We start from the raw sequence: 12,386 nt of genomic DNA, 5'->3' as shown, positions 1-12,386 counted from the left end.
TAGGCGTCGAGTGCGAGGGCGTAGGGGGTGGAGGTGTCTTCGTTGGCGACGATCATCAGCAGTGGGGTGGGGGAGATCTGGGTGATGAAGCTGCCGGGGTCGTATTCGGAGGCCAGTTCCAGGCTGCGGGCGGTCATTTCGTTTTTCCAGTTCGGGGCGCGGAGCGCCGCCGTTTTGGTGAACCATTCGTAGGCGTCGGTTTGGGGCATTGCGGCCTGCCCCATGGGGTCGGGGGAGACGGCGGGGAGCATCGCGGGCTCGCCGTCGTGGAATCGGTTGGCGCGGTCGGCGGCGAGGTTGTCGCGGACGTGGAGGAGGAAGTCTCCGCGTAGCAGTCTGACCAGGGTTTCCGGTCCCGAGACGAAGGGTACCTGGGCGACGACTGCCTTGACTCGTTTGTCGATCGCGGCGACCATCAGCGCGTGTCCACCGGCGAAGCTGGTGCCCCAGACTCCGACCCGGTTTCCGTCGACCTCGGGGCGGGCGATGGCGTAGCTGATCGCGTTGCGGATGTCGCGGTACTGCAGGACGGGGTCGAGTTCTTGGCGGGGGGTTCCGTCGCTGTCGCCGAAGTTTTGGTGGTCGTAGGCGATTGCGTTGAGGCCGGCTTCGGCGAAGACGCTGGCGTAGTCGTCGAGGTGCATTTCTTTCACGCCGGACATGCCGTGTACGAGGATGATGACCGGTGCGGGGTCGGTCGTGTTCTGCGCGGGGTAGAACCAGCCGCGGAGGGTGACGTCGCCTTCACCCTGGAATTCGATGTCTTCGCGATTCATGTGCTTTTCCTCTTCACGCCGGGTTGTGTGTCGGACACTGCCAACCTAGGAACCGGTGAGCGGGCACCGATAGAACGAGTGCGCCCTTCACTGGTACCTGTGCGCCAACCCGCCGGCGCCGGCGAACAGTGCGCCGATCTCCTTGCCGATCCCCTGTGCGGCGCCGGTCACGACCACGGTGCGGCCGGTCTAGTCGAAGCTCAGATTCGTCATGGCAGGTTCCCGGGCTTGCCCGGCCATGGAAAACAGGTTGCAACTCATGTCGCTTCCTCACACTTTGGGGCGAAGGTGGTTGGGTAATAATGAAGTTCGGTTGGTTTGCGCTGCGACTACTTGCCCTGAAAGTTGGCCTGGCGGCGCTCGATGAACGACTGGATACCTTCTTGAAAGTCGTGACTGTGGAAGACGGCGCCCTTCACGTCGTCGATCGCGGCGATGGCGGCGGTCTCGCCCTGTTCGATGTATTTCAGGGCGGACGCCTTGGTGGCTTGAACGCCGAGCGGGGCATTGGCGCAGATTTCACGCGCCAGTTCGATTCCGCGCTCGATGTGCTGGCCGAAAGGCACGATTTCTTGGACGAAGCCGAGCTCGAGGGCGCGCTGGGCGTCGAACTTGTCAGCCCGGAGCAGGTGGTACATCGCATTACCCCAGCCGGTCCGGGTCAGGTAACGGAAATGGGCACCGCCAAGGGGTGCGAGGCCGCGCGCGACCTCGAGCTGCTGGAACTGCGCGGTATCGGCGGCAACGACAATGTCGGCGGCGAGCATCATCTCGATGCCGACGGTCAAGGTGAGGCCCTGAACCACGGCCACGATCGGCTTGGTTGCGCGCCGCCCCAGAGCGAACGGATCGACCAGAGTCGGGTCGATGTCCGCGTCTGCTTCCGGGCCGAAGAACTTCGGCATGTCCAAGCCTGCGGTGGTGTTCTTACCGGCGGAGCGGAACACTGCAACCCATAAGGATTCGTCCTCGTCGAATGTTGTCAGATGCTCGGCGAGCTGGCGCAACATGTCCGGCGTGTAGGAGTTCAACTTGGACTCGTTCTCGACCGTGATGATCGCGATGTTGCCGTCCCTCTCGAGGGTGACCTCGCCGGGCGTGTGCTCTTGACTCATGAAATGGCTCCTTGTCCATGGTGAGTTCGCGCCGGCGACGTGGACGCGGCGACTAGACTGAATCGTCTAGTCGTTGTCGTCAAATGTCAACAGCGCACACGTCCACGCGATAGCGCCCGCTTCGCGGGCTTCCCGGCGTGACCGTTCGTCATTGCATACTGGTGGTGGCGCATACATACCAGGGCGCGGCGCACTCGTCCTATGAGCCACCGGTCGCGCATTCGTAGGTTTGTGCTCGTCCCACACCTCGCGACCGCCGGACATCCAAAGATCGGGAGATCGGTCATGAAACCGGCGACGCCCGAACTGTGCCGGGACCCGTTCCGTCTCCTGCTTTCAGGGGAGGGAATGGGAGACAGGATCTCTCGAATCGAGCTGACCATTAACCGGAGGTCACGATGAAGAAGTTGCACATGCGGGCGTTCGGGAAGCCGAGCATGGCTTCGGAGCTGATCGAGGCGGAGACTCCCAAACCCGGAGCAGGACAGGTGCTAGTGGCGATGGAAGCCGCCCCGATCAACCCATCCGACGTGCTTCTCATCAGGGGACTCTATGGGCATCGCCCGACCCTGCCCGCAGCCCTGGGCACCGAAGGCGTCGGTCGAATCGTCGCCGTTGGCCCTGCCGTCGATCCTGCCCGCATCGGCGAGCGGGTCCTGATCATTCCTACCTTGAAGCACGCCACGTGGCAGGACCAGATCGCGATCGACGAGGACGACGTCATCGTGGTCGATCCGGCGGCCGATGTCCTTCAGCTGGCGATGCTCGGCGTCAACCCTGTGACGGCCGACCTCCTGCTCCGTCGCTTCGTCGATGTCCCGTCTGGTGGATGGGTCGGACAGACCGGCGGTAATTCTGCTCTGGGCCGCTACGTCATCACCCTGGCCAAGCAGGCCGGTTACCGCACTCTCAATGTAGTGCGCCGCCCCGAACTCGCCGCGGAGCTGCTGGAGTTGGGCGCCGACGCAGTCGTCGTCGGTGGACCGGATCTCGGTGTGCAATTGAAGAAGGCGCTCGGGGACGAGCGGATCTCACTCCTGCTGGACGCGACAGCCGGGGACGTGGTCGCGGAACTCGCTCCTTGGCTCGTCCATGGGGGCACCCTCGTCAGCTACGGAGGAATGAGCGGCGCCCCGGTCGTCGTCCGACCGGGCGACCTCATCTTCCGCGATCTTCATGTCCGGGGCTTCTGGCAGAAGGGCTGGCTCGACACAGCGCCTCGCGAGGAGTTCACCGCCGCCTATGCCCGGCTCGCCGCCCTCGTCGCCGACGGCACCTTGCGGGTCCCCATCGCGGCCACCTACCCGCTGGAGAAGTACCAGGACGCCCTGATCCATGCCACCCAGGCCGACCGCGTCGGGAAGGTGCTCTTCGCGTGGTGACGGTAATGCGGCGAATTATGGTGATCCACTGTTCGAACACGACAGATGTGTCGGGATATCGGTTCAGAACCCTCGGTCGGAGCCGTCCGCCGTAGCGCTGCGCGCGCGCAGCAAACGCGTCTGGGCCGCAGCTTCGAGCTGCCGCTGATGCTCGACATGCAAGACCTCGGCCGACTGCACCAGCTGCTTGACCTCTCGCGCGGCGGCGGTGTCTGCCTGCAGGAGAGTGCGAGCCATGGCCCGAGTTTCGCTTTCGAGATCGTTGACAGGCACCACGCTGTGTGCGAGTCCCAGTGAGAGCGCTTCCGTGGCAGCAACATTGCGTGCAGTGACGCAGATTTCGAGTGCGCGACCGTATCCGACTTGCCGGACCAGGGGTGTGAGCCCGGTCAGGTCGGGCACCAGGCCGAGTGCGACCTCCTTCATGCAGAATGTTGCGTCGTCGGCCAGCACCCGGAGATCGCACGCGAGTGCGAGCTGGAAGCCTGCACCGACTGCGTGTCCCTGGACGGCGGCGATCGAGATGAAGTTCGAGTTACGCAGGAATAGGAATCCGTCTTGATATTCACGTATGGTGCGCGCGACAGTCATGTCGGAACCTTCGAGTAGGCCGGAAATGGTCTCGCCGTCGGCAGCCTCGTGCGGCGAGGCAGGGTCTTTCAGCATCGATCGATCCAAACCGGCCGAAAAACTACGCCCTTCAGCGCGAACGATGACAACGCGGATGTCAGTCGGCATTGTCTGCCCCAATGCGGCGAGTGCTCGCCACATTGCCGGGGTCTGTGTATTGCGTCGTTCAGGTCTGCACAGCGTGATTTCGGCTATCGGTCCGCTCTGTGTGAATTGGAGGCCTGCCGACTGCAACTCGGCCTCGGTCGGGCCTGTCATCGAAAGATGTTTATCTCCAGTCATCTTCACTTCTCCCGGTTCGGTACGCGCTGTGGGCGCTCGGCTTGCAGTCCGGGCGGAGTGCACCGGACCCAACGATCATCGACCTCGAGTTCTCATTATGCAACATGTTGCATTAAAGTTGTCGGTGGTGGTACTTTCTGGTCGATCCGCTATCAGGCTCACACTTGGCCCCCTGATCGCGAGCGGTCTCTTCTTCTGCCGGATGGGTGTGTGCGTCGCCCACCTCACGTCTCGGAAAGGACGTCATGTTCCCCGAACTGTTCGCGGTGTCAGGTAAGACGGTTCTGATCACCGGCGGTACTCGTGGCATCGGCTACATGATCGCCGAGGGTTATCTCCGGGCAGGCGCCCGCGTGTACATCTCTTCCCGTAAGGAAGCCGCGTGTGTCGAGGCAGCGGAGCGCCTCTCGGAATTCGGTGAGGTACATGCCATCCCGTGCGACGTCACCAGCGAGGAGCAGTGTGCGGCGCTGATCGACGCCCTCGGTGCACGGGAGCCGAGCCTTGACGTGCTGGTCAACAACGCCGGTGCAACCTGGGGCGCACCGTTCGACGAGTTCCCCGACTCCGCGTGGGACAGGGTGCTCGCCGCCAACGTCAAAGCTCCTTTCACATTGACCAAGTTGGCGCGCCCGCTTCTGGAGAAGGCGTCCAACCAAGACGACCCTGCCCGCGTGATCAACATCGGCTCGATCGACGGGCTGGCAGTGCCGGGCGTCAGTAATTTCTCCTACTCGGCGTCGAAGGCCGCCATCCACCACCTCACTCGCCACATGGCCGCCGAGCTCGCGCCAGCGATTCTGGTCAATGCCATTGCGCCCGGCCCGTTCCCGTCGAAGATGACGGCTACAATGTTGACGGAGGTCGGTGATCAGCTGAGAGACGCCTCCCCGGTCGGCCGGATCGGCGAGCCCGCCGACATTGCTGCGACGGCAATCTTCCTGAGTTCTCGTGCCTCGAATTACGTGGTCGGTGCGGTCCTCCCGCTCGACGGCGGTCTGAGTACAACCATCGGCCTCACATTTTAAAAGGACCACTTCCGTGTACATAGCACCACTTGCCCAGTACGACTTCCTCTACACAGAGGTCCTCGGCACAGACATTCTCGAGACCGTGACGAACGGTGAGATCAAGGCCGCTGATGCTGCCGCAGTACTGACTTCGGCAGCGGATTTCGCCGTCGAAAAGCTGCATCCGCTCAATACTGTCGGTGATCGTGCGGGCAGTGTGCTCTCCGATGGTGCTGTCACGACCCCGGTCGGATACAAGGAGGTCTACCGTTCCTTTGCCGAGGCCGGTTGGGTGGGGTTCGGCCTCGATCCCGCAATCGACGGCGGAGGTGCGCCGTTCCTGCTCTATAACGCGGTTTCGGAGTTGTGGTCCGCAGCCAATCCGGCGTTCTCGGTGTGCTGGTTGTTGTCGACCGGTGCAGCCGCGGCGTTGCACTCGGCCGCGAGCCCGGAACTGAAGGATGTGTACCTGGCAAAGGTGGTGTCCGGGGAGTGGACCGGCACGATGAACCTCACCGAGTCGGATGCCGGTACGGATTTGTCTGCGATCCGCACCATCGCCCGACCCAACGAGGACGGTACGTGGGCGGTCACCGGGCAGAAGATCTTCATCACGTGGGGAGATCACGACCTCACCGAGAACATCGTGCATCTCGTGCTCGCCCGTACTCCGGATGCTCCCGTGGGACTGGCCGGGTTGTCGCTGTTCGTGGTTCCGAAGTTCCTCCCCGATGGCCGGGGCGGTGTTGGTGAACCCAACCGCGTCACCACTCTTTCCCTGGAACACAAGCTCGGTCTTCATTCCAGTCCTACCTGTGTGCTGGATTATGCCGACGCGACAGGCTATCTCGTCGGAGACCTGCACCGTGGCCTCTCGGCGATGTTCGTCATGATGAACACCGCCCGCATCGGCATCGGACTGCAGGGCCTTGGGCTGGCGGACCTCGCCTACCAGCAGGCTCGCGACTATGCCCAGCAACGAGTGCAGGGCACGGTGGTCGGACGACCGTCGGGTTCCCCTATCGCCGAGCATCCCGACGTTGCTCGTCTGCTGACGTCGATGTCGAGTTCTATTTCGGCGATGCGCGCGTTCTCTATGCAGGTGGCCGAGTGGTTCGACCGCTGGCAGCGCACCGACTCGCCCGACGCCGCGGACCTCGCCGAATTCTGTGTGCCGATTCTCAAGGCCTGGTTCACCGAGGAAGCCGTCCGCATCGCGTCCGACGGAGTCCAGGTATACGGCGGCTTGGGTTTCATCGAAGAAGCGGGTGCGGCGCAACACTATCGCGATGCTCGGATCATGCCGATCTACGAGGGCACTACCGCGATCCAGTCCAATGATCTGCTCGGCCGCAAGCTGATTCGCGATGGGGGAGTGACTGCGCGACGCTTGTTCGATCAGATCGACTCCAGCGTCGGATCGCTTGGGGTGATCGAGCACCCGGTGGCGGCGCGTACGGCGGAACGGCTCGATCGCGCCCTGCAGACCGCGCGTGACGCCACCGAGACACTTCTGTCTCACGCGGCGAGGAATCCTCGTGACGCCTACGCCGCCTCGGTTAATTATCTGACGATGCTGAGCCTTCTCGTCGGGGCGTGGATGCACGGCCGCATCGTCGCGGCTGCGCTCGCCCACCCCGAATTGTCCACTGCCGACCAGCAGCGCCTGACCGAGGCCGACTTCTACGGCGCCCATCATCTCAGCCGCGTTCATTCGCTGGCCGAGGCGATACGCGCAGGTGAAATCGGATGAGCGGCCACACCTGAACAAATCCCCGGTAGCACGGAAAAGCCTCAGAATGAAGAACTCACAGAAAGCACGAATATCCATGAGCGACCTCGCGATCGATGTCTATACCTGCCAAGCGTTCGAACTGCCCGGTGGCGGTTCGTTCTCACCCACCACCTCCACACTGATCACCGGGCCGACCGAAGCGATACTCGTCGACACCCAGTTCCTGGCCACAGACGTCGACGAGGTGATCGAGCGAATCGAGGACTCCGGCAAGCGGCTGACCACAATCTTCATCACCCACGGCCATTTCGACCACTTTTTCGGCCTGGAGCGGCTGCTGAACCGATTTCCGGAAGCCCGCGCGGTCGCAGTACCGGCCGTGGCGAAATCCATCGCTACCAACCTCGAGAGTGATCGCGCATACGTCCGCGATTTCTTCGGCGGGCAGGCCCTTGACAACGCCGCGGTACCCGAACCGCTCGACAACTTGGTCCTCACCGTCGATGGCACGGAAATGCTGGCCATCGAGATCGAGCAAGCTGACACCTCGCCCACCGCGATCATCCATCTCCCCACCCTGCACACGGTGATCGCCGGGGACGTCGTCTACAACGGTGTCAATCCCATGCTGGCAATGACCAACCGGAACGACTGGCCCAACTGGATCGCCAGCGTCGATTACCTCGCCTCGCTGAACCCCACCACGGTGGTCGCCGGACACAAGCGCCCCGAACTGGACGACCCGGCCGCGTGCATCGACGAAACGCGTGAATACCTGCAGGAATTCGCGGCCAACGTCGATGACCTCGAGAACGCACGCGAACTGGTCGCGCACATGCAGTCGCGTTTCCCGGACCATGCCAATCCCTCGACGCTGGTGGTGTCGGCGGTGACGGCATTCAAACAGAAGAAGAAGAACGCGTGACGCCGTCATCGCGTGCATGCCAGCTGAAGACTCGACCGACTCGGTGCCTCTTACGTCTCGCGCGCTGAGATCGCCTCGGCGGACGCGTAACACCGTCGCGTCCGCCGAATGCTGCTGCGCCACCCGAGGATCGGACGTGCTCGTCCGTACATCCACACAGGCGGATCTGATTCGCTATCTATCAAAGGCCAACTCCCGCATGACCGAGCACACTCCTGCCCGCAACCGCGAACAATGGGTCATCGACGAGATCGACGCGCTGGTCGATTGGCAGTTCGAGGAAGGTCGCAGGCGAGGTGACGGCCCGCGACCAAGCGAAACTGCGCTCACCAATGACAAATCGACCGAGATGGTCGGTGCGCTCTCCTACGCAATCTCCCAAGTATGTATGTTTGTGAGCGGTGTGCATCGGTTCGCGCGGACGATTCCGCTGATTGCCCAGTCTGAAGCCGCGGTAGTTGCTCGACTACACCCGCGCCGCGGACCGGGCGTCCCAGGCTCACGATAATCCTCTGTCGGGTACCCCCGTCGCGGCTACCGGGAGGAGCGCCCGAAAGTTCTGCCGAAAGCGTTGATCAGGCCGAGGAATCGACGATGCCGGCGGCGTCGAGCAGTGTGCCGGCTGTCTCGACAGCGAGGCAGTCGAGGCGCTCTGCCTGAACGACGGAGCGGGCGCTGGCTCCGTCCAATACGAGAGTGAGCTGTCGGGCCAGCCAGGCGGGGTCGTTCGCACCGCCGCGCTCGGCCTCCTGCTGGAAGAACGAGGTCAGCTTGTCCTTCTGCCGACGGGCCACCACACTCGCCGGATGCTCGGGCGCCTTGACTTGGACGGCCGCCGCAACGAACGGGCATCCACGAAATTCGTGTGTCCGCTCCAGGTCTTCGAATCGTTCGAAAACGTGCAGTATCCGTGCCCGGGGCGCACGGTCGTCGTCGTCGGCTGGCAACAGCGAACCTTGATAGTCCGGTGCCGTGCGCTCCAGCAGGCTGGCGGCGACCAGGTCATCTTTGCTGTCGAACAGCTGGTACATCGACCGCTTGGATACACCGGCCGCTCGGCACACAGCGTCGACGCCGATGTGGACGCCCTGCTCATAGAACAGCTTCGCTGCGGCGTCGAGCAACCGATCGCGCGAAGAGACGGCACCGGCACCCGCCGCAGACGAAGGCAGTGTTGCGTTGGTCATAGGCAACAGGTTACCCCTCGAGTTGCGCTTTGAAAACCGATCTGTTTTCCTCGTTGGAAACAGATCGGTTTTCGAACTGATTGACACATGACCAGCAACAAAGGGGACACATGACTACAACGATTGGGGCACCTGCCTCAGATAAAGCAGGCCGTCGCGGCTCGCACGCCTTGCGCTGGTGGGTGCTTGTCGTGCTGGGCGTGGCTCAGCTCATGGTGACGCTCGATGCGACTGTCGTGAACATCGCGCTGCCCGCTGCCCAGCAGGACCTCGGTTTCAGCGACGGCGACCGGCAGTGGGTCATCACCGGTTACGCGCTGGCGTTCGGCAGCCTGCTGTTGCTCGGGGGCCGACTGGGTGACCTGTTCGGCCGGCGTAATACCTTCGTAGTCGGTCTGATCGGATTTGCGGCCGCGTCTGTCGTGGGTGGCGCGGCCGGCAATTTCGAGATCCTCGTCGCGGCACGTGTCGGCCAGGGCGTCTTCGGTGCTCTGCTGGCCCCCGCCGCGCTCTCCCTGCTCACTGTGACTTTCACTGAAAAGTCCGAAAGAGGGAAGGCCTTCGGCATTTTCAGTGCGTTGTCCGGTGCAGGCGCCGCGATCGGTCTGCTGCTCGGTGGGATGCTGACCGAATGGGCGTCCTGGCGCTGGGTGATGTTCGTGAACGTCGGATTCGCCGCCGTCGCCCTGGTCGGTGCGGTGCTGCTACTGGCGAAGCATGTCACCACCGAGCGGCCCAAGCTCGACATTCCGGGCACCCTGGTGGTGAGCGCCGCATTGTTCGCCATCGTCTACGGATTCGCGCACGCCGAATCATCCGGCTGGACCGACCCGGTAACGCTCGGGTGCCTGATCGGTGGAGTCGTACTGCTCGCGGTGTTCGTCTGGCTGGAGGCGAGGGTCGCACATCCGCTGCTGCCCCTGCGACTGGTGCTGGACCGCACGCGCGGTGGTTCATTTTTGGCGGTGTTCGTCATGGGCATGGGGATGTTTTCGATTTTCCTGTTCCTGACCTTCTATCTGATTGTCAGCCTGGGCTACTCGCCGATCGAGGGAGGTCTGGCGTTCCTGCCGATGGTCGCGGGCATCGTTCTCTCGTCGACCACGGTGCCGTCGCTGCTGTTGCCCAGGGTCGGTCCGAAAATTGTCATCAGCAGTAGCTTCCTGGTGTCCGCAGTCGGGATGGTGTGGCTGACGCAGCTCGAATTGGGCAGTAGCTTCGTCGCCGATGTACTGCCTGGCCTCGTCTTGCTGGGTATCGGCCTCGGTGGTGCGATGACCACCGCGTTCCAGGGCGCGACCGCAGGTGTGCACCACGAGGACGCCGGTGTCGCCTCGGCGCTGATCAACACCAGCCAGCAGGTGGGTGGCTCGATCAGTACGGCGCTACTGACCACCGTCGCCGCGTCGGCGATGACCGACTACCTGACCTCGCACCAGCCCGGCCCGCTGACCGTGGCGCAGGCCCACGTTGCCAGCTATACGGCCACGTTCACGTGGGGCATCGGAATATTCGTGGCCGGTGCGGTGATCGCGGCGTTCCTGGTGCCGAATGCAGCTCTGGCACCTTCGGAGGGCGAATTGGTGATGGCGCACTGACCTGTTCCGCTCGAACAGCACCACGCCCGCGTCGCGATGACGCGGGCGTGGTGCTGTTTTTGTTCGGCCGCGCGAGGAATGTTCGGGCCACGCGCGAGGCGTCGGTAGTGGGCTTACCGCGTGACGTGAGTTCTACCGTCCGGCGGCGATCCGGGCCTTCTCGAGCGCGGCGAGAGTACGGAGCACGGTGGCGCGCTGTTTCTCGAGGTCGCTGAGGCGGGCGCGTGCCGCCAACCCGACGGGTTCGCCGATCTGGCTCATCTGGGCGTCGATCGACGTGAGCTGCTCGAGAAGTCCGGTCACCCGGGTTTCGAGCGCGGCGACGTCCACGGAGTCGGTGCGCACGGGTGCCACGGGCGGGGTGGTCGAGCTGCGGGGCGAGCTCGGGCGACTCGACGTGGACGGCGAGGACGTCCCGGAGTGGGCCGAAGTGCGAGCCTCCGAGACGACGCTGGCGGCCCGGGGGCGCAGCGCCTTGCGCACGGCCGCGGGGTCGGGAAGCTCGGAGAGCTTCACCTCGTTCAGTTCACGACGTGCATCGCGGGCCTTGACACGGTGTTCGCGCTCTTCGTCGTCGTCCGACTGCAGCGTGCCACCAAGGGGGCGCAGACCGTACATGCCGAGGAAGCGCCGGGCTTCGTCGATCACGGTCTCCTTCTCGCGGCAAGCGCCACAGCGAGGTTCGTTGCGGAACATCTCGACTGCATGGTCGTCTCCGCACCAGACGCAAGCCCCCGGCGACCAACGCCGGACGTTTCGAATTGCACCGATATCGATAGGGCCCGAGAGAGTTTGCGCGTCGATCACGACGAGCCACAGTAGGGCACTGCGAGCCCGGGCGTCACACTGCCCCTCGGGCGACCTGCGCTTCTGCGAGCGGGCGTGACGAAGATCATGTTCGCCCTCGGGTGAGGGGGTGCAATCGCTGTGTGCTGCACTACTTTTCCCGACCAGTAAGTTTCATTCGCCCGCGCCGATCACCGTGGTCAGCCACTCGACAAGTGGCCGCATCTCACGCCACGCCGTGCGCACTTCCTGCGCGGTACGCGGACTGTCGATCCAGTCGGGGGAGAGGTATTTCTTGCTCGCGGTCAGCGATTTGTGGCGCATCAGTTCGAGGCGCGGGTGATCCTCGGCAATGCCACGAGGCCGCGTTTTCAGTGTGTCGCCGCCGATCTCGTACCCCGACGACTGCAGCTTCTTCACGAGCCGCACCAACTGGAGTCCCCGGCGGTCGTCGTCGACGGCGTCGCGGAACCGGGTGACTTGAACCGGCGTGTGCGAGTAGAAGCCTCCCGCGACGAACAAGCCCGATGCATCGATCTGCACGTAGAAGCCGACTCCCGGGCGCGTTTCGACGAAGCCGCCCTGATGGGTCTTGTACGGGGTCTTGTCCTTCGAGAAGCGGACGTCGCGGTAGGGGCGGAACACCTTGCCCGCACCGAACTCGTCCTCGAGTTCGGCCAGCAACGCCGTCATGGGTGCCCGCACTACGTCGTCGTACACCGCTTTGTGCGCGGTCCAGAAGCTCTTGCTGTTGTCTGCCTCGAGATCCTCGTAGAAGTCGAGTGCAGCGATAGGTATCCCGGTGAACACGACAGAAGGCTACGCCTGTGAGTGGTGGGGGGTGGGCCGGGCGGGCGGGCCCCCCCCCCCCCCCGGGCGGGGGCGGGGGGGCGGGGGGGCGCGGGGGGGGGGGTGGGGGTATCGTGTGGTGGGGTGGAGGTGTCGTATGGGGAGTTGGAT

Annotated in this window: 11 protein-coding genes; 5 read left to right on the top strand and 6 right to left on the bottom strand. The window is 63.8% G+C overall.

The window, feature by feature from the left end:
* Together R4P95_RS30940 and R4P95_RS30935 are read right to left on the bottom strand one after the other, a co-directional pair.
* Nucleotides 1-776, bottom strand: a 776-nt coding sequence (locus tag R4P95_RS30940; RefSeq protein ID WP_317747598.1) for an alpha/beta hydrolase, incomplete at its 3' end; no start/stop codon positions are given.
* A 329-nt stretch (nt 777-1,105) separates the two neighbouring features.
* Nucleotides 1,106-1,891 (bottom strand): crotonase/enoyl-CoA hydratase family protein, encoded by a 786-nt coding sequence (locus R4P95_RS30935; RefSeq protein ID WP_213576920.1) that lies wholly within the window; start codon nt 1,889-1,891, stop codon nt 1,106-1,108.
* Nucleotides 1,892-2,289: 398 nt separating this feature from the next.
* Here R4P95_RS30935 and R4P95_RS30930 point away from each other — a divergent pair, with 398 nt between their 5' ends.
* Nucleotides 2,290-3,273: a zinc-dependent alcohol dehydrogenase family protein gene (locus tag R4P95_RS30930; protein WP_317747599.1), complete on the top strand. Its 984-nt coding sequence runs from the start codon at nt 2,290-2,292 to the stop codon at nt 3,271-3,273.
* 63 nt (nt 3,274-3,336) lie between these two features.
* On the opposite strand, the gene R4P95_RS30925 is transcribed toward R4P95_RS30930, so the two are convergent.
* Nucleotides 3,337-4,161, bottom strand: coding sequence for an enoyl-CoA hydratase/isomerase family protein (locus R4P95_RS30925; protein WP_317758356.1), 825 nt, complete (start codon nt 4,159-4,161; stop codon nt 3,337-3,339).
* A gap of 269 nt (nt 4,162-4,430) precedes the next feature.
* On the opposite strand from R4P95_RS30925, the gene R4P95_RS30920 reads away from it, so the two are divergent.
* The 3 genes from R4P95_RS30920 to R4P95_RS30910 are packed head-to-tail and all read left to right on the top strand — an operon-like array spanning nt 4,431 to nt 7,855.
* Nucleotides 4,431-5,213 (top strand): SDR family oxidoreductase, encoded by a 783-nt coding sequence (locus R4P95_RS30920; protein ID WP_317747601.1) that lies wholly within the window; start codon nt 4,431-4,433, stop codon nt 5,211-5,213.
* 13 nt (nt 5,214-5,226) lie between these two features.
* Nucleotides 5,227-6,948: an acyl-CoA dehydrogenase gene (locus R4P95_RS30915; RefSeq protein WP_317747602.1), complete on the top strand. Its 1,722-nt coding sequence runs from the start codon at nt 5,227-5,229 to the stop codon at nt 6,946-6,948.
* Between the two features lie 46 nt (nt 6,949-6,994).
* The gene (locus R4P95_RS30910) at nt 6,995-7,855 is read left to right on the top strand and encodes an MBL fold metallo-hydrolase (RefSeq protein WP_317747603.1); all 861 of its coding nucleotides are present in this window, start codon (nt 6,995-6,997) and stop codon (nt 7,853-7,855) included.
* Between the two features lie 575 nt (nt 7,856-8,430).
* On the opposite strand, the gene R4P95_RS30905 is transcribed toward R4P95_RS30910, so the two are convergent.
* A complete protein-coding gene (locus R4P95_RS30905) occupies nt 8,431-9,042 on the bottom strand; it encodes a TetR/AcrR family transcriptional regulator (RefSeq protein WP_317747605.1) in 612 nt (203 codons plus the stop codon).
* A gap of 110 nt (nt 9,043-9,152) precedes the next feature.
* Here R4P95_RS30905 and R4P95_RS30900 point away from each other — a divergent pair, with 110 nt between their 5' ends.
* Nucleotides 9,153-10,640, top strand: coding sequence for an MFS transporter (locus tag R4P95_RS30900; RefSeq protein ID WP_317747606.1), 1,488 nt, complete (start codon nt 9,153-9,155; stop codon nt 10,638-10,640).
* Nucleotides 10,641-10,772: 132 nt separating this feature from the next.
* Here the strand turns inward: R4P95_RS30900 and R4P95_RS30895 are convergent, their stop codons facing one another.
* Together R4P95_RS30895 and R4P95_RS30890 are read right to left on the bottom strand one after the other, a co-directional pair.
* Complete coding sequence (locus R4P95_RS30895; RefSeq protein WP_317747607.1) at nt 10,773-11,447, bottom strand: hypothetical protein; 675 nt, start codon at nt 11,445-11,447, stop codon at nt 10,773-10,775.
* 153 nt (nt 11,448-11,600) lie between these two features.
* Nucleotides 11,601-12,236, bottom strand: a complete 636-nt coding sequence (locus tag R4P95_RS30890; protein ID WP_317747608.1) for a DUF2461 domain-containing protein — start codon at nt 12,234-12,236, stop codon at nt 11,601-11,603.
* Nucleotides 12,237-12,386 lie beyond the last annotated feature (150 nt).

This window comes from Rhodococcus sp. IEGM 27 (assembly GCF_033142305.1).
GTDB classification, from domain to species: Bacteria; Actinomycetota; Actinomycetes; order Mycobacteriales; family Mycobacteriaceae; genus Rhodococcus_F; species Rhodococcus_F oxybenzonivorans.
The sequence above is the reverse complement of the archived record's forward strand: the minus strand, read 5'-3'. Positions and strand labels throughout refer to the sequence as shown.